At 66.2% G+C, this 16,449-nt stretch carries 15 protein-coding genes; 11 read left to right on the forward strand and 4 right to left on the reverse strand.

Going from position 1 to position 16,449, the window contains the following annotated elements; translation table 11 throughout:
- Positions 1-361: 361 nt before the first annotated feature.
- Together hpaH and J2S73_RS04540 are read left to right on the forward strand one after the other, a co-directional pair.
- Positions 362-1,144 (forward strand): 2-oxo-hept-4-ene-1,7-dioate hydratase, encoded by a 783-nt coding sequence (hpaH, locus tag J2S73_RS04535; protein ID WP_306884240.1) that lies wholly within the window; start codon positions 362-364, stop codon positions 1,142-1,144.
- Complete coding sequence (locus tag J2S73_RS04540) at positions 1,141-1,908, forward strand: HpcH/HpaI aldolase family protein (RefSeq protein WP_306884241.1); 768 nt, start codon at positions 1,141-1,143, stop codon at positions 1,906-1,908. Before hpaH ends, J2S73_RS04540 begins: the two co-directional genes overlap by 4 nt.
- A gap of 27 nt (positions 1,909-1,935) precedes the next feature.
- Here J2S73_RS04540 and J2S73_RS04545 read toward each other — a convergent pair whose 3' ends face one another.
- Complete coding sequence (locus tag J2S73_RS04545) at positions 1,936-2,508, reverse strand: isochorismatase family protein (RefSeq protein WP_306884242.1); 573 nt, start codon at positions 2,506-2,508, stop codon at positions 1,936-1,938.
- Positions 2,495-3,127, reverse strand: coding sequence for a TetR/AcrR family transcriptional regulator (locus J2S73_RS04550; protein ID WP_306884243.1), 633 nt, complete (start codon positions 3,125-3,127; stop codon positions 2,495-2,497). Before J2S73_RS04550 ends, J2S73_RS04545 begins: the two co-directional genes overlap by 14 nt.
- A 77-nt stretch (positions 3,128-3,204) precedes the next feature.
- Here J2S73_RS04550 and J2S73_RS04555 point away from each other — a divergent pair, with 77 nt between their 5' ends.
- The 4 genes from J2S73_RS04555 (at position 3,205) to J2S73_RS04570 (ending at position 6,519) form a co-directional block, all read left to right on the forward strand.
- The gene (locus tag J2S73_RS04555) at positions 3,205-4,734 is read left to right on the forward strand and encodes a 4-hydroxyphenylacetate 3-hydroxylase family protein (protein ID WP_306884244.1); all 1,530 of its coding nucleotides are present in this window, start codon (positions 3,205-3,207) and stop codon (positions 4,732-4,734) included.
- Positions 4,735-4,920: 186 nt separating this feature from the next.
- Positions 4,921-5,493 (forward strand): nitrile hydratase subunit alpha, encoded by a 573-nt coding sequence (nthA, locus tag J2S73_RS04560; protein ID WP_306884941.1) that lies wholly within the window; start codon positions 4,921-4,923, stop codon positions 5,491-5,493.
- Positions 5,493-6,161: a nitrile hydratase subunit beta gene (gene nthB, locus J2S73_RS04565; protein WP_306884245.1), complete on the forward strand. Its 669-nt coding sequence runs from the start codon at positions 5,493-5,495 to the stop codon at positions 6,159-6,161. The genes nthA and nthB overlap by 1 nt, the downstream gene beginning before the upstream one ends.
- Positions 6,145-6,519 carry a nitrile hydratase accessory protein gene (locus tag J2S73_RS04570; protein ID WP_306884246.1) on the forward strand — a complete coding sequence of 125 codons (375 nt, stop codon included), beginning with the start codon at positions 6,145-6,147 and terminating at the stop codon, positions 6,517-6,519. Before nthB ends, J2S73_RS04570 begins: the two co-directional genes overlap by 17 nt.
- A gap of 25 nt (positions 6,520-6,544) precedes the next feature.
- On the opposite strand, the gene J2S73_RS04575 is transcribed toward J2S73_RS04570, so the two are convergent.
- The gene (locus tag J2S73_RS04575; protein WP_306884247.1) at positions 6,545-7,993 is read right to left on the reverse strand and encodes an alkaline phosphatase D family protein; all 1,449 of its coding nucleotides are present in this window, start codon (positions 7,991-7,993) and stop codon (positions 6,545-6,547) included.
- A gap of 181 nt (positions 7,994-8,174) precedes the next feature.
- The gene (locus tag J2S73_RS04580) at positions 8,175-8,861 is read right to left on the reverse strand and encodes a TetR/AcrR family transcriptional regulator (RefSeq protein WP_306884248.1); all 687 of its coding nucleotides are present in this window, start codon (positions 8,859-8,861) and stop codon (positions 8,175-8,177) included.
- A 341-nt stretch (positions 8,862-9,202) separates the two neighbouring features.
- Between J2S73_RS04580 and J2S73_RS04585 the strand changes: the two genes are divergently transcribed.
- The 5 genes from J2S73_RS04585 (at position 9,203) to J2S73_RS04605 (ending at position 16,323) form a co-directional block, all read left to right on the forward strand.
- Positions 9,203-10,399: an ABC transporter substrate-binding protein gene (locus J2S73_RS04585; RefSeq protein WP_306884249.1), complete on the forward strand. Its 1,197-nt coding sequence runs from the start codon at positions 9,203-9,205 to the stop codon at positions 10,397-10,399.
- A gap of 82 nt (positions 10,400-10,481) precedes the next feature.
- On the forward strand, positions 10,482-11,354 hold the full coding sequence (locus tag J2S73_RS04590; protein WP_306884942.1) for a branched-chain amino acid ABC transporter permease: 873 nt from the start codon (positions 10,482-10,484) through the stop codon (positions 11,352-11,354).
- Complete coding sequence (locus J2S73_RS04595) at positions 11,351-13,840, forward strand: branched-chain amino acid ABC transporter ATP-binding protein/permease (protein WP_306884250.1); 2,490 nt, start codon at positions 11,351-11,353, stop codon at positions 13,838-13,840. Before J2S73_RS04590 ends, J2S73_RS04595 begins: the two co-directional genes overlap by 4 nt.
- Before the next feature lie 39 nt (positions 13,841-13,879).
- Positions 13,880-15,118 (forward strand): amidohydrolase family protein, encoded by a 1,239-nt coding sequence (locus J2S73_RS04600; RefSeq protein WP_306884251.1) that lies wholly within the window; start codon positions 13,880-13,882, stop codon positions 15,116-15,118.
- Positions 15,115-16,323: an amidase gene (locus tag J2S73_RS04605; RefSeq protein WP_306884252.1), complete on the forward strand. Its 1,209-nt coding sequence runs from the start codon at positions 15,115-15,117 to the stop codon at positions 16,321-16,323. The genes J2S73_RS04600 and J2S73_RS04605 overlap by 4 nt, the downstream gene beginning before the upstream one ends.
- The last annotated feature ends 126 nt before the right edge of the window (positions 16,324-16,449 follow it).

The raw sequence follows: 16,449 nt of genomic DNA on the forward strand, positions 1-16,449 counted from the left end.
CTTGGGAGCGTGAAGACTTGCGTCTTCAATGGAATTCTTGGTGCTCGTGGCGTCGGCAATGCGGCCGAACGTTGTGGGAGAGGGGATGTGCCAACCACGCTTCGGGCGCATTCAACGCTGACGGTTCATGGTGGCAAATGCGATGCCGGGCTGATATTTCGTCGACGGGCGACCGGCGGAGCCGAACGCTTTGGGCCGTCGGGTCGGCCGATCCGCCGCCAATCCCGCAGGACGAAGCCGCCGCGCGCTTTGCTCTCCACAAGGGCAGGAGTATTGGCGGTGACCTGTCCGCCAGACACGGCCCATTCGAGCCGTGACAGCTTTTTTTGATCGTTCCGACCGTTTTCAAACCGGGGGTTCCATGCTCACAGACGACCAGCGCCGCGAAGCCGTCGCATCCCTTCTCGAAAGTCACCGGACAAAGGTGCAGGGCCGCCGGCCCTCCGAAATGTTCCCGGATATCGAGATCGAGGACAGCTATGCGATCTCGTCCATGGTCGCGGAGGCTAAGGTCGCCGAGGGACGCAAGGTGGTCGGGCACAAGATCGGTCTGACCTCCAAGGCGATGCAGGCGTCGTCGAAGATCGATGAGCCGGACTATGGTTATCTCTTCGACGACCTGGTGCTGCAGGACGGTGCCAAGGTGCCGTTCGAGAATTTCTGCGTCCCGCGGGTCGAGCCGGAGTTGACCTTCATCCTCAAGGAGCCGCTCAAGGGGCCGGGTGTGGGGCTCGTCGACGTCCTGCGCGCCACGGAATGGGTCGTACCCTCGATCGAGATCATCGACGCGCGCGTCACGGAACCGCGCAAGATCTTCGATACGGTCGCCGACAATGGTGCCGCGGCCGGTATCGTGCTCGGCGGGCGTCCGGTGCGCCCGGACGAGGTGGACCTGCGCTGGGTCGGCGCGATCTTCTACCGCAACTCCGAGATCGAGGAGACGGGACTTGCCGCCGGTGTGCTGGGCCATCCGGCGATGGCCATCGCCTGGCTCGCCAACAAGCTGGGTCCGTTCGGAACCGTGCTGGAGCCGGGTCACCTGATGCTCTCCGGTTCCTTCACGCGTCCGGTCTGGGCAACCAAGGGCGACACGCTTCACGCCGACTTTGGACCGCTGGGCTCGGTTGCGGTGCAGTTCACATGACCGGCGCTCCGAAGAACGCCTTCAAGGCGCGGCTTCTGGCCGGCGAGACGCAGTGGGGCCTGTGGAGCTCGCTCGCCAGCCCCGTCGCCGCCGAGGCGCTGTCGTTGACCGGCTTCGACTGGATGCTGTTCGACACCGAGCACAGCCCCGTCGAAGTGGCCGCCCTGCAGCCGATCCTCCAGGCCGCTGCCGTTGGCACGGCCCAGGCGGTCGCGCGCCCGGCGTGGAACGACAAGGTCCTGATCAAGCGGCTTCTGGACATCGGCGTGCAGACGGTGCTGGTCCCGTTCATCCAGACGCCCGAGGAAGCCGAGGCTGCGGTCGCCGCCACCCGCTATCCGCCGGAGGGCATCCGCGGCGTGGCCGGATCCACCCGCGCCAGCCGGTACGGGATGGCGGCGGGCTATCTGCAGTCGGCCAACGAGGAGATCTGCGTTCTGGTCCAGATCGAGACCGGGCAGGCGCTGGAGCGGCTGGAGGAGATTGCCGCGGTTAAGGGCGTCGACGGTGTCTTCATCGGACCGTCGGACCTCTCCGCGTCGATGGGGTATCTCGGCCAGCCCGGGGCGGAGCCGGTCCAGGACGCCATCCGGTCCGCGGCCGGAAGGATTGCCGCGACGGGCAAGGCCTCCGGGATCCTGGCGACCAAGGCCGAGGATGCGCTGCGCTACCGCGACTGGGGCTATAAATTCGTGGCCGCCGGTGTCGATACGGGCCTGATGATGGGTGCCGCCCGCGGATTGCGGAGCCAGCTCGGCGAATAGGGCCACGCGGGCACCTGCCGGCGCGGCCTATTCCGCGCCGGTGGCGGGTTCCTGATCGGCCTTCATCGGCTTGATCAGCTTCATGGCCTCCCGGAACCGCGGGTTCCGGGAATCGCCGAGCCATTCGAACAGCACCATTTCGGTGGTGACCGGTTCCGCGCCGTGGCGCTCCATGCGGCGGCAGGCGGCTTTCCGGTTGTCCTCGATCCGCGATCCTATGGCGTCCTGAACCACGGCGACGTCGCAGCCATGCGCCAGCAGACCGAGAACGGTCTGCAGGACACAGACATGAGCCTCGCAGCCGGCAACGACGTACCGGCCTTCGGGGCGGATCGCTTCGGCGATCGAGGGCGTCTTCATGCTGTCGAATGTTGTCTTCGAATAGACGGGGACGTCCGCGTCCAGAAGTCCGGGTACCGTGCCGCCGAGGCCCTCCGGATACTGCTCGGTTGCGCTGATGGGCACGTCCAGCAGGCGCGCGGCGGCGATCAGCCGCCGGGCGTTGGCGACGACCCGACCGCTGTCAGCGATCGCCGGCATCAGTCGTTGCTGAAGGTCGATGATCAGCAGTGTGCTCGTCTGCGCCTCAAGGGCCGGCATGGTGTCCTCCCTGGATCGAGCGGACCTGATCATCGACATAGCGCTGCATCAGGTCCCGGGCATTGGCCCCGAACATGCGGATCCGTCCGGTGTGCAGCAGAAGCAACAGGCCGGTGGCGTGGGCGAAGACGTCCACCATAAGGATATCGGCCGAGTCCGTATCGGCTCCCAGATCGGTCGCCGCCTCTGCGATCGGGCGCAGCGCCGCTTCCAGCGCCCGATTGAGCATCAGGTCCCGTTCGCGGCCGAGCCCCGCCGGCTTCATGCCGCCCCGGAACAGATAGAAGCCGAGATCGAGGTCCTGCGGATGATGGGCATAGAAATCGAAAAAGGCCATCGCGGCTGAGCGAAGACGCGCTTCGCCTTTCTCCTCGCCGGCGGCGTCCGCGACCCGGCGTCCGAGCGCGCCAAGGGACTCCGACAGCAGCTCGGCGTAGATCGCTTCCTTGGACTCGAAGTGGAAGTAGAGCGCGGCCGGCGTGTAGCCGGCCCGCGCCGCTACAGAGCGCAGGCTCGCTCCTTCCAGGCCCGTTTCCGCGAACACCTCACGGGCGGCGGCGAGAATGGCCTCGCGTTTTGCGGCGGAGGCCCTGCTGCGCATCGGACGGACGTCGGACATCGGATCTCTTGACAGAATTAAACACTGTTCAATAATCCTAACGGTGTTCGATTTTCCGCGCAAGCCGAGGTGCCGGCATGTTGATGACCGCAGACGACTATCGCGACTCCCTCCGCGCCTATGCGCCGCGCGTGTTCGTGGACGGCGAACGTGTCGAGAGCGTCGCCGACGATCCGCGGCTCTCGCCCGGCATCAACGGCGTCGGCGTGACCTATGACTTCGCTCACCGCGCCGAGCACGCGCATCTGATGACGGCGGTCGAGGCGACCAGCGGCAAGACCGTCAACCGGATGCTGCACATCGACGGTTCGGCACAGGACCTTCTCAACAAGCTCGAGGCCGTCCGGCTCGTCTGCAAGGTGTCCGGCTGCGCCCAGCGCTATCTGAGCCACGACGCGCTGAATGGTCTCTTCCAGGCCACCCGCCGCACCGATCACACCCACGGGACCGACTATCATCAGCGCTTCCTGGCCTATCTGCACGACGTGCAGGATCGCGACCTCACGCTCGGCGTCGCCATGACCGACGCCAAGGGCGACCGGTCGAAGCGGCCGGGCCAGCAGGCAAACCCGGACGTCTATGTGCGCATCAAGGAGCGGCGGGCCGACGGTATCGTCATCAGCGGCACCAAGGCGATCGTGACCGGCGCGCCGTACATGCACGAGTTCCTGGTCATGCCGTGCAGAACCCACGCGCCGGAGGACAGCGACTACGCCGTGTGCTGCGCGGTTCCGATCGATGCGGACGGCGTGACGATCGTCGCGCGACCCGCTGGCCGGCCGGGAGAGGCGGCAGCGAAGTTCTCCGCCCGCTACGGCCAGTCGACGGGCGTGGTCATCTTCGACGACGTCTTCGTGCCCCACGACCGGGTCTTCCTTGCCGGCGAGACCGAGGAAGGCGGCTTTCTGACGACCAGCTACGCGCATCATCACCGGCAGTCCTGCATCGGCGCGCGCGCCGGTTTCGGCGATCTCCTGATCGGGGCCGGTGCGCTGATGATCGAGGCGAACGGTCTGGATCCCGACCGGCACGGCCACATCCGCGAGGCCATGGTCGACCTGATCACCATCACCGAGAGCTTCTTTGCCTGCGGCGTCGCCTCGTCGGTCTACTGCGTCGATGATCCGGCGCGATCGGTCATGCCGGATCCGGTCTTCGCCAATATCGGCAAGCTGCTTCTGGCAACGAAGATCTACGACATGCACAAGCTCGCCCACTATGTCTCGGGCGGCCTGATTGTGGCATTGCCGGGCCCGGACGAGGACCACAACCCCGAGACCCAGGCCTCGCTCGCCGCCGTCCTTGCCGGCCGTGAGGACATTCCCGCCGAACGGCGTCTGGAGGTGTCCCGGTTCATCGAGGATCTGACCGCCTCGCACCAGGGCGGCTGGTACTCGGTGATCTCGCTGCACGGGGGCGGGTCGCCGGAGGCCATGAAGCGCGAGATATGGCGCAACTATCCGCTCGCGGAAAAGACCGATCTGGTCGACCAGCTGCTCGATCGCGGGATTTACGACCAGGGCCAGAGGGTCTCCCGACAGCCGGGCCGCTGTTGCGTCAGGGGCTGCGAGGCGCCGAGGCGGATCACCGGAGAAGCGGCCGAGTGAGGTAAGGCATTCCACCGCCCGGCAGCGCGCGGCAGCCGGAAATCGTTTTTTCTTGCGGACAGATTGCCTGCCGCGTCGAATGAATTAGGCTCGCGGGATCGACCTTTAGCCGAGAGCCACGCCTTGAGTGCCGATCACGATCATCCCCATGGGCACGATCATTCCCACGAGAATGCCTACGACCCGATGACCGCACGGGTCCGGGCGCTGGAGACCATCCTTGTGGAAAAGGGGCTGGTCGATCCCGCCGCCGTCGACGCCATCGTGGAAACCTACGAGTCCCGGGTGGGGCCGCAGAACGGGGCCCGGGTGGTTGCGAAGGCGTGGGTCGATCCGGATTATCGCGCGTGGCTCGAGGAAGACGCCACGGCCGCCATTAATTCGCTCGACATCTCCGGTCGCCAGGCCGAGCACATGAACGCGGTTTTCAACACGCCGGAAACCCACAACGTCGTCGTCTGCACCCTGTGCTCCTGCTATCCGTGGGCCGTGCTGGGGCTGCCGCCGGTTTGGTACAAGTCGCCGCCCTACCGGTCGCGGGTCGTGATGAAACCGCGGGAGGTGCTGGCAGAGTTCGGCCTTGTGCTGCCCGCGGAGACAACGATCCGGGTCTGGGACTCCACGTCCGAGCAGCGCTATCTCGTGGTGCCCATGCGTCCGGCGGGGGCCGACCACATGAGTGAGGACGAGCTCGCCGCGCTGGTTACCCGCAATTCCATGATCGGTACCGGCCTGCCGAAAACGCCGGGAGCAGTCTGATGGAGGGGCCTCAGGATCTCGGCGGCAAGATGGGCTTCGGGCCGATCTCGCCCGAACCGGAGACCGAGGAGCCGTTGTTCCATGCGGCCTGGGAGCCGCGCGTTCTTGGCGTCACGCTGTGCTGCGGCGCGCTCGGCTACTGGTCGCTCGACGGGATGCGCCATGCGCGCGAAAGCCTGCCGCCGGCAACCTATCTCTCCGCCAGCTACTACCAGATCTGGGCCTACGCGCTGGAGAACATGCTGATCGCCAACGGCGAGCTCAGCGAAGAAGAGCTGCGCCTCGGCCGGATGAGGGCTCCGGGCAGGGCTCAGTCGAAGAAGCTTCCGGCCGCCAAGGTGCCCACCGTTCTCAGAACCGGCGGCCCGACGCTGCGCGAGACAGGCGCGGAGCCCGGTTTTGCCGTCGGTGACCGGGTGCGCACGCGCAACATGCACCCGGACGGTCACACGCGGCTTCCCAGCTACGCACGGGACAAGACCGGGACGATCACGGCCCGGCACGGGTGCCACGTCCTGCCGGACAGCAACGCCCACGGCCGGGGCGAGCAGCCCGAGTGGCTCTATACGGTGAACTTCGACGGCCGAACGCTGTGGGGAGACGACGGCGATCCGAACGTCACAGTCTCCATCGATGCCTGGGAAAGCTATCTTGACCACGCTGAATGACGTCTTCGGATCCGACCGCCTGAGTGGAGCGGACGGTGAGCGCGGGTTCTCCGAACCCTGGGAGGTTCAGGTTTTCGCGCTCACGCGCGCCCTGATCGCGAACGGCGTCTTTTCGGAAAGCGAATGGGCCGAGACGTTCGGCGCTTTGCTGCATCAGCCGGACGCGCGCGACGATGCCGGCGACTACTATGCGCGGTTCGTGGCAGCGCTGGAGGAGCTTCTGGGCCGCAAGGCGATTGCCGATCCCGAGCATGTCCAGGCTCTGACGGAGGCCTGGCATCGTGCGGCCGAAGCCACGCCGCACGGCAAGCCGATCGAGCTGGCCAACGACCCGCACTCGTCCTCGGCTGTTCGCTGAGGCGGGGCGGGGTCCAATCCACCGCTCAGATATCCAGGGACGGGGTCTTGCCGGTCTTTTCCAGTTCCCAGACCGCCTGCCAATGGCCGTTACGCCCCTCCAGGGTGAGGTAATTGCGCTGGGCCGCGTAAATCCCGCGCCGACCGGGAAGCGGATGCATCTTGATGCTGTGACCGGGAACCGGCGTTTCTCCGAGACGGGCGAGGGCACCGAGCCCCAGCGCATAGGCGCGTGGCGGTTCGGGATGTGAGATTCCGGAGGCGACGAGCTGGTGAATGGGGCCGGGTGCTGCCTCCAGTGTGCCGCGCGTCGCCAGATGGATCTCGCCGGAGATCACCGTGACCGGCGTCTGCGGATTTTCGTGAACCGCGATCAGGCGTTCCAGAAAGCGCCGCCACTCCGCCCGATGAGCGTGGCTCTGCCACTGGTCGCGCAGGTCGTCTTCGTATTTTTCCATCCGCGAGGTGAGTTGCATCACCGCCTCGACCCAGGACAGGCGGGGACCGAGGGCCGGGACGCTGGAGAGCAGGAAGACGCGCCCATCGTCAACGGAGGAAAGCGAAGCTTCCAGCGCGCGCCAGCCGGTCTCGTCCATGACCCGGTCTGGACGCCGCTCGGACCTCAGATCGGGAGCGATGACCTGGGCACCGGGCATTCTCACATGCCAGCTCAGCGAGCGCCCGGTCGGATCCGTGCAGATCGGCGGGACCGATCCCGGAGCGACCCCGAACTGGAAGAGAAGTGCGGTTTCGCGCGCCACGGAGAACAGCGTCCGTCCGACTGGCGAGTCCAGTTTTTCGACCGGAAGCGAGCCCCAGCCGTCACAGATGTCATGGTCGTCCCACATCGCGACAGACGGAATGCGGGCCATCAGCCAGGCGGTTTCAGGCTCGCTCAGGACCTCGACATAGCGCTCGAAGAATGCGCGCCGCAGGGCTGCGGCAGCCTCCTGCAGCAACGGGTCCGACACCGGCGTCGGATCCGGGTCCGCATCGTTTGCCCAGCGTTGCGTGAGCGGGTGGGCGTCTGCCAGTTCATCGGCATAGATCTGGTCGCCGCCATGGAGCATGAGCTGGAACGGCGATCGCTCGTGGTCGTGGACGAGGCGCGCCCAGAGCGCGTTCCTGTCCTGCTGGCTGCGGCCGCGATCACCGTGCTCCTGGCCGTTGCAGGAGACGAAGGCGATCCTGAGATCGCCTTCAAACGCGGAGTTCACCTCGTAGATGGCCCCGTCGACTTCGTACCAGCTGTCCCGCCGCATCGGCAGGCTGAAGGCGTAGCGGTACCCGCAGTTGCCGTCGGCGTCCCAGATCAGATCCGGCGCGACGCCGCCATCTTCCGTGATGAGCTTTGGCGGCTCCACATCCGAAGAGACGACGATTAGGGCAGTGACATTCGACCGGCCGTCGGCTGCGCCCAGGAAGTAGAGTACGGGACCGAAGTGCACGGCTTGCATGTCCTCTGGCTGCGCCATGGAATTCAACGGTCCTAGAGCCATTTCCGTTCAAATGGAAACGTCTCGGCGGCGGGAATTGGCTTCGGGTTTGCCGCTCCGGATCCGGAGGCGAGCAGACACATTTGGGGCCCGATGACCGGTCGAGCAAGGGACGGGCACCCCCGACCCGTATCGTTTGGTCGCGCCGACCGGTTCGCTCCTAGCCGTTTGCGCGCGGGGCTGTGAGGTAGGTCATCACGACATCGATCGCATGGGTGCGCCGTTCCGACAGCCAGTTGCTCTCGCCGAGATCCCGCTGGAACATGGCGGACAGCGTATGGCGCTGGGCGAGATGGGTGATGCACAGAGACAGGATCGTCACGTAGAGCTGGGCGGGATCGATGGAGACGGTGAAGACCCCGCTTTCCCGTCCGCGCGCGACCAGGTCGTCGATCGCCTGAACCAAAGGCAGCGTGGTGTCGGAGACCATCGGGAGCGTGTTTGCGAACCGGCCGTACGCGATGTTCTCGTTGCGAATGATGGCCACGAAGTCCGGATTGTCGCGGAGATAGTCGAAGGTGAACTCGACCAGACGCCGTATGCCGTCCTCGGGTTCCAGGGTGGTCAGGTCGAGCTGCCTCTCCAGCGCGCGGATCCGGGCGTAGGTGTCCTCCAGAGCCGCGCGATACAGATCCTCCTTGCCGCCGAAATAGCGGTAGATCATCTGGACGTTCGCTTCGGACGCACGCGAGATCTGGTCGATCCGCGCGCCGCTCAGCCCGTGCTCGGCAAAGGCATGGCGCGCCGCATCGAGGATGCGACGACGCGTTGCGTCCGCGTCCCGCTTGTGCTGCGCCCGCCCGGACGGCTTCGTCTTCCTGATCGCCACGTACCCCGAATCCTCCATGCCCGACGCTACTCTTAAAGCCGATCCGCCTGCTTCGGAATTCCCGACGGGTTAATTCCGCATCTCCGAACGGCCCCAACCGGCTCCCGCTTGGGGCGAATGCCTCGAATCGAGGCACGTGACGCCGATTTCACCATGCCTGGTTTCCGAATGTCTCATGCCTTCGCGGTGGTCTTGCCGCGGCGGTATGTAAAAATTTGCTTACAATTTCCGGATTCCTGCCGCTTCGGCAACTCCGATCGCGCGCCAGGAGGGAATCTGGCCCGCCCGTTGCACAAAGCTTTCCCGACGGCAGGTGCGGCTCGCGCCCGCCGGCATCTATCCGGAAGGGGAGAGCAGTCATGAAAACAAACTTGAGGCTCAGAATGCTGCCGGCCGCGGTCGGCATGTCCATCGCCGCGTTGGGGTTGGCAGCGACGGCGGGAACGGCGCAGGCCGCCGATCCGATCAAACTCGGCCACGTCGCTGCTCTTTCGGGCGCGTCGGCGCAATCCGGCGAGGCGATCACAAGGGGGCTGCAGATCGCGATCGACGAGATCAACGAGTCGGGCGGTCTGCTCGACGGTCGCATGATCGAGCTCGTCCAGCGCGACGATGAATCCAAGCCGCCCAAGGGCCTGATCGCCGCGCGCGAACTGATCTTCAACGAGGATGTCGCCGCTTTCTTCGGCGGCATCGATTCCCCGGTCTCGCTTGCGATCGCCCCCCTCGCGAACCAGGAGAAGACGCCGTTCATGGGCGTCTGGGCGGCGGCGACCGGCATCACCCGCAACGGGGCCGATCCCAACTACGTCTTTCGTGTCTCCGCCATCGACGCTCTGGTCGACGTCAAGCTGCTCGACTACGCCAACGAGAAGTTCGGCGCCTCCAAGGTCGGCCTGATGCTGATCAACAACCCCTGGGGCGAATCCAATGAGAAGGGCCTGACGGCGGCCGACGAGGAGAACGACGCCGTCGAGATCGTCGGCATCGAGAAGTTCGAAGGCGCCGACGTCGACATGACGCCGCAGCTTACCCGCCTGAGGGACGCCGGCGCAGAGGCGATCATCCTCGTCGTCAACGCCCCTCCCGGCGCCCAGATGATGAAATCGCGCGAGCGCATGGGCTGGGACGCGCCGGTGGTTTCTCACTGGGGCATCTCCGGCGGCCGCTTCCCGGAGCTCGCCGGGCCGACGGCGGGCGACGCCCACTTCGTGCAGACCTACTCCTTCTTCGGAGACCAGGGCGAAGTCGGCGAGGCGTTCCTGGAGAAGCTCATGGCCAAGTATCCGGAGATCAAGGGTCCGGAGGACGTGTTCTCACCGGTCGGCACCGCCAACGCCTACGATGCGATGCATCTGATGGCGATGGCGATCGAGCAGGCCGGATCCACGGACGGCGATGCCATCCGCGAGGCGCTGGAGAATCTCGACGGCACGTACGAGGGCCTGATCAAGACCTACACGAAGCCCTTCTCTCCGGACAATCACGATGCGCTGGGGCCGGAGGACTACATCATGGTCCACTACCAGGGTGATCAGGTCGTCCCGACCGAGTGATGCGTGACCCGGTCGGGCGGCGCGCGTCGCCCGGCCGCCTCATCGCGGTGCGACAGGCAAGTCGGCGAATGGACCACCCATGATATTCCTCTCGGCCCTGATCACCGGCCTCGGGCTCGGCAGCATGTACGGGCTGCTCGCGCTCGGCTTCTACGTGACCTACGTGGTCTCCAACACGGTCAACTTCGCGCAGGGCTCGACCATGATGCTCGGCGCGGTGCTCTGCTTTACCTTCTGGGTCACCCTCGGCTGGCCGGCGCCGCTGGCGATCGTCGTCGCCCTTATGTGCTGCGCGCTCTGGGGCGTGGTCGTCGAGCGGATCGCGGTCCGGCCCTTCGTCCGGCGTCAGTCCGAGGCCTGGCTGATGGCGACCGTCGCCCTCGGCATCGTTCTCGACAACGTCGTGTTGTTCACGTTCGGCCGCGATCCGCGCGGCATGCCACCGACCCCGCTGGTGACGGAAGCGTTCGTGGTTGCCGGGGTCCGCGTCCAGCCCCAGCAGATCCTGATCCCCCTGGTGGGCATCGGCCTCGCTATCGCGTTCACGGTCTTTTCGCGGCGCACCCGTCATGGCCTGGCGATGCTGGCCGTCGTCCAGAACGAGGCTGCGGCACGGCTGGTGGGTATCAATGTCGCGGTTGCCGTTTCGGCCGCCTTCGCCTTGTCCGGGTTTTTCGCCGGTGTCGCGGGCATCCTGATCGCGCCGCTCTTCACCATCTCGTCGACCATGGGGACCATGTTCGGCATCAAGGCCTTCGCGGTCGCCATTCTCGGCGGGATCACCAATCCCTGGGGCGTGATGTGCGCCGGTCTGCTTTACGGCGTTGCCGAAGCGATGATCACGGCGAGCTTCGGCTCGACCTACACCCAGATCATGGCCTTCTCGCTGGTGATCGTGGCGTTGGCGCTGCGGCCGGAGGGGCTGTTCGGACGAGCGAGCGTCAAGAAGGTATGAAGCTCTCTTATCTCCTTTCAGGCGGTCTGCTCGTTGCCCTCGCGCTGGCCGCGATCTTCACCGGCAACGGCTATCAGCTCTACATCCTCTCGCTGGTGGGACTGACGGCGATCGTCGGCATCGGCCTCAACATCCTGGTCGGGATGTCGGGCCAGATCTCGCTCGGCCATGTCGCCTTTTATGCGATCGGGTCGTACACGGTGGCGATCCTGACGGTCGATCACGGCGTCAGCTTCTGGCTGGCGCTGCCGATCGCGGGGCTTCTCGCCGGCGTTGCCGGCGGCCTCCTGTCCATCCCGGCGCTGCGGGTTCGCGGACCCTATCTGGCGATGATCACCATCGCCTTCGGCTTCATCGTGGAGCAGAGCGCGGCGGAACTCGACGAACTCACCGGCGGCTGGAACGGCATCATGGGCATCCGCCCGCCGGAGCTCTTCGGCTTCGGCTTCAGCCAGCGCGAGATCGCGATCTTCGTGCTCGTGCTGATGCTCGTTGCGCTCGGCGCCTATGCGCTGATCAGCAGGAGCCCCTGGGGCAAAGCGCTGAGGGCGCTGCGCGATTCGGAAGTCGCAGCGCAGTCGATCGGTCTCAATCCGGTCCTGTTGCGCTGCGTCGCCTTCGCGCTGTCGGCCGTCTTCGCCGGCATTGCCGGCGGCGTCTACGGGACGATGAGCGGCTTCATCAGCCCGGAGAGCTTTCCGTTCTTCGAATCGATCCTGTTCCTGCTGGTGGTCATGATCGGCGGGGCCGACACCATCCTGGGGCCGGTGATCGGCGCAATCATCGTGGTGCTGCTGCCCGAGGTCTTCGCCTCGCTGGCCGAATACCGGCTGCTCTTCGTTGGGATCCTGCTTCTGGTCGTGCTGCGCCTCGCGCCGCGCGGCATCGTCGGCAGCGTGCTCGCCCGCTGGCGCCGCAGCCAGCCGGACACGCCCCCCGCGGTCGCCGCCGAACCGGACCTGCCGCGCTGGAGCGGCGGCGGAAAGCGGCTCGAGGTCCAGGACGTCTCGATCTCGTTCGGCGGCGTGAAGGCCGTCCAGGGGCTCAGCTTCACCGCCGAGCCGGGCCGCATCACCAGCATCATCGGCCCCAACGGTGCGGGCAAGACCACCGCGCTGAACCTCATCGCAGGCTACTATGCGCCGGACAGCGGCCGGGTGATGCTGGACGATGAGGACCTGACCGGGCGGTCGTCGCACAAGGTTGCCCGCGCCGGCGTCGCGCGGACCTACCAGACGACGCAGCTCTTCGAGCACATGAGTGTGCTCGACAACCTGTTGATGGCGATGGTGCGCGGCCGTGTCGCCGCGGGCGACCTCGGGCGCTCGCTCGAGACCGAGGGGCGGCGCGGCAAGGCGGAAGCGCTGCTCGCCTTCGTTGGCTATCGCGGCGACATCAAGGCGCCTGCCGGCACCCTTGCCCATATCGACAAGCGTCTCGTCGAGATCGCCCGGGCTCTCGCCTTCGATCCCGACATCGTGCTGCTCGACGAGCCGGCGGCCGGACTGGGCGAGGAAGACACCGCGCACGTCGCGCGACTTCTTCAGCGGCTGGCACAGGCCGGCATCACGGTCATCCTGATCGAGCACGACATGGGCCTCGTGATGGGGATTTCCGATCACGTGCTCGTGCTGGATTCGGGGCAGAAGATCTCCGAGGGTGAACCGGCCGTGGTGCGCAGGGATCCGGCGGTGCTTGCCGCCTATCTCGGGGAAGGTGCTGCGGCGATGCCGGTGCGCAGCGCGCCTGGGCAGAAGGGCGACGTGGCCATCGCAGTGGAAGGCCTGAGCGCTTCCTACGGGGCAAGCGAAGTCCTGCACGGCATCGAGCTGAGCGTGGCGAAGGGCGAACTCGTGGCGGTTCTCGGCGCCAACGGGGCCGGTAAATCGACCCTGATGCGGGCACTCAGCGGATTGCATCGGCCCGTGGCCGGCAAGATCCTTTTCCAGGGCGACGACATCCAGGAGCTTGCCGCCGACCGCATTGCACGCCGCGGGCTGGTCCTTGTGCCGGAGGGGCGGCAGGTCTTTCCGGAACTCTCGGTCGTGCAGAACATCCGGCTCGGGGCCTACGGTCGCCACACGGCGGGTCTCGATGCGCAGGTGGAGCGGATGCTCGACCGTTTCCCGCGCCTGCGCGAGCGGCAGGACCAGCGTGCCGGGCTTCTGTCGGGGGGCGAGCAGCAGATGCTGGCCATCGCGCGGGGTCTCGTCGCGCGGCCGGAGGTGCTTCTTCTCGACGAGCCGTCGCTCGGTCTCGCCCCGTCTCTGATCCAGGAACTCTACACCATCCTTGCCGAGCTGCGGGACGGAGGGGCCACCATCCTGCTCGTCGATCAGATGGCCGAAATGGCCCTTGCCATTGCCGACCGGGCCTACGTGCTCTCGTCCGGCGCCATCGTCGCCGGCGGGACGCCGGAGGAAATCCGCGACAGCCGGCTTCTGGAAGACGCCTATCTCGGGGACGCCGAGAGCGCAGCCTCCTGAACGATGCATCTGGAACAGCAACAGCGCTGAGGAGCGGACATGGATCTCATCTTGAGGAACGGGCGGCTTCCGGGCGACCCGGAGCGCAGCGTCGACATCGGCATCCAGGACGGACGGATCGCCGCCATCGAGGCGGATCTGGCGGCCGAAGGCGAGACGCTCGAACTCGACGGGCGGCTGGTCTCGCCCGGGTTCGTCGAGACCCACATCCATCTCGACAAGTCCTGCATTCTCGACCGCTGCTCCTCCCGGCGCGGTGATCTTGAAGAGGCGATCGGCGAGGTCGCGAAGGCCAAGAAGGACTTCACCGCGGAAGACGTCTACCAGCGCGCCCGTTGCACGGTCGAGAAATGCCTGCTTCAGGGCACCACGCACATGCGCACGCATCTCGAGGTCGACCCGGCGATTGGCCTGCGCAGTTTCGAAGGCGTGATGCAGCTGATCGAGGACTATTCCTGGGCGATCGACATCGAGGTCTGCGTGTTCCCCCAGGAGGGCTTGCTCAACTATCCGGGCACCGACGAACTGATGGTCGAAGCCATGAAGCGCGGGGCCAAGGTGGTCGGGGCGGCGCCCTACACGGACAGCGATCCTCATGGGCAGATCGATCGGGTGTTCGAGATAGCGCGCGAGTTCGACGCCGACATCGACATGCACCTGGATTTCGGCGCAGACGCGTCCAGCCTCGATCTCGACTATGTCTGCGAGCTGACGGAGCGGTTCGGCCGGGGTGGGCGGAATGCGATCGGCCATGTCACCAAGCTCGCCTATGTCGAGCCAGAGAGGCTCGCGACGATCGCACGCCGGCTCGGCGATGCCGGTGTCGCGCTGACGGTCCTGCCGTCCACCGATCTCTTCCTGATGGGGCGCGACCGCGACCACGCCAAGACCCGCGGCGTTACCCAGGCGCACGAGCTTCTGCACCATGGCGTGAACTGCTCGCTGTCCACGAACAACGTGCTGAACCCGTTCACCCCGTTCGGCGACTGTTCGCTGCTGCGGATGGCCAATCTCAATGCCAACATCTGCCATGTGGGTGCGGCGGATGACGTCGCCGAGTGCTTCAACATGGTCACCACCCGGTCGGCCCGGCTGATGAACCTGACCGACTACGGGCTGGAGGTCGGCAAATCGGCGGATCTGGTGGTGATCGATGGCCCCACGACCCAGGCAGCGGTGGCGGAGCTTTCGCCCGTTCTCTTTGCCTTCAAGGGCGGTCGGCGGACGCTGACCCGCCAGCCCGCCCACCTTCACTTTCCGGACCGAGAGCAGGCATGAATTTCAAAACTCGCGTGGCCGCCAAGCCCTCAGACGACACTCTCGGCGCCTATTGTCCCGACAATCAGATCGCCCTGACCGGCTCCGGCACGGGGCCTCTGGCGGGCCTTTCCTTCGCAGCCAAGGACGTGTTGGACGTTGCGGGCGCTGCGACCGGCAATGGCCATCCGGAGTGGCTGAGGACCCACGCGCCGGCGGAGCGGTCGGCGGTCGCCGTCGAGCGGGTGCTGGCGGCCGGTGCGGACCTCGTCGGCAAGACGATCAGCGACGAACTGGCCTATTCGCTCACCGGCGAGAACTTCCACTACGGCACGCCAATCAATCCCGCCGATCCCTCGAGGGTGCCCGGCGGATCGTCCAGCGGCTCGGCCTCGGTCGTGGCAGCGGGTGTGGTCGACTTCGCGCTCGGTACCGATTGCGGAGGATCGGTGCGCGTGCCGGCGAGCTATTGCGGCATTCTGGGCATGCGGCCGACCCACGGACGGATCCCGCTCGACGGCGTCGTGCCATTCGCGCCGAGCTTCGACTGTGTGGGCTGGTTCGCGCGCGATGCCGGCGTCTTAGAGCGCGTCGGCCGGGTGCTTCTGGCCGATGACGGAGCGGCGCAGCGCTTCACCCGGCTTCTGGTTCCCTCCGACGCCTTCGCGATGCTGGACGCCGATTTCGACAATGGCCTTCTTCCGGCCGTCGACAGGGTCGCGGCTGAGGTCGCATCCAAAGAGCCGTTCGTGCTGGCCGAGGAGGGACTCGAGGTCTGGTCGGAGAGCTTCCGGATCGTGCAGGCCTCGGAAATCTGGAAGTCGGTCGGCGCCTGGATCGACGAAGTCCGGCCGTCTTTCGGTCCCGGCGTGAAAGAGCGTTTCGAAGCGGCGCGGCACGTCGATCCCGATCTTCTCGCCCGTGCCCAGGAGCATCGCCGCGAGATCACCGCCCGCATCGATGCTCTGCTGACGGCCGGCACGGTCATGGTTCTGCCGACGGTCCCGCGGACCGCACCGGCGCGCGGCGGCGACATGGCCGATATCGAAGTGGCCTATCGGCACAAGGCGATGAACCTTCTCTGCGTTGCCGGTCTGGCCGGACTGCCACAAATCTCGCTGCCGCTCGCCCGGCACGGTCATCTGCCGCTCGGGCTCTCGATCGTCGGGGCGCGTGGAAGCGACGTAGACCTGCTCGGCCTGTCCTCCCGGCTCGCGTCCCGCTGACGCATCCACCTTCCTGTCTGCCATTGAGGCGACATTGCACAAAATTTGCACGTGCAAACGAAATAGCCGGACGTAGTATGAATGTAAGTATTTACTTGCATCCTGAACCGACGTTGCCGTGCCCGC

It is taken from the genome of Amorphus orientalis, assembly GCF_030814015.1.
Taxonomy (GTDB): domain Bacteria; phylum Pseudomonadota; class Alphaproteobacteria; order Rhizobiales; family Amorphaceae; genus Amorphus; species Amorphus orientalis.

Bases quoted from the DNA above. Each gene is read 5' to 3' on its own strand.
- J2S73_RS04545 (WP_306884242.1), bottom strand. From the start codon at position 2,508: ATGCCGGCCCTTGAGGCGCAGACGAGCACACTGCTGATCATCGACCTT.
- J2S73_RS04605 (WP_306884252.1), top strand. From the start codon at position 15,115: ATGAATTTCAAAACTCGCGTGGCCGCCAAGCCCTCAGACGACACTCTC.
- J2S73_RS04600 (WP_306884251.1), top strand. From the start codon at position 13,880: ATGGATCTCATCTTGAGGAACGGGCGGCTTCCGGGCGACCCGGAGCGC.
- J2S73_RS04585 (WP_306884249.1), top strand. From the start codon at position 9,203: ATGAAAACAAACTTGAGGCTCAGAATGCTGCCGGCCGCGGTCGGCATG.
- J2S73_RS04595 (WP_306884250.1), top strand. From the start codon at position 11,351: ATGAAGCTCTCTTATCTCCTTTCAGGCGGTCTGCTCGTTGCCCTCGCG.
- J2S73_RS04580 (WP_306884248.1), bottom strand. From the start codon at position 8,861: ATGGAGGATTCGGGGTACGTGGCGATCAGGAAGACGAAGCCGTCCGGG.
- J2S73_RS04550 (WP_306884243.1), bottom strand. From the start codon at position 3,127: ATGTCCGACGTCCGTCCGATGCGCAGCAGGGCCTCCGCCGCAAAACGC.
- J2S73_RS04555 (WP_306884244.1), top strand. From the start codon at position 3,205: ATGTTGATGACCGCAGACGACTATCGCGACTCCCTCCGCGCCTATGCG.
- J2S73_RS04575 (WP_306884247.1), bottom strand. From the start codon at position 7,993: ATGGCGCAGCCAGAGGACATGCAAGCCGTGCACTTCGGTCCCGTACTC.
- J2S73_RS04540 (WP_306884241.1), top strand. From the start codon at position 1,141: ATGACCGGCGCTCCGAAGAACGCCTTCAAGGCGCGGCTTCTGGCCGGC.
- nthB (WP_306884245.1), top strand. From the start codon at position 5,493: ATGGAGGGGCCTCAGGATCTCGGCGGCAAGATGGGCTTCGGGCCGATC.
- nthA (WP_306884941.1), top strand. From the start codon at position 4,921: ATGACCGCACGGGTCCGGGCGCTGGAGACCATCCTTGTGGAAAAGGGG.
- hpaH (WP_306884240.1), top strand. From the start codon at position 362: ATGCTCACAGACGACCAGCGCCGCGAAGCCGTCGCATCCCTTCTCGAA.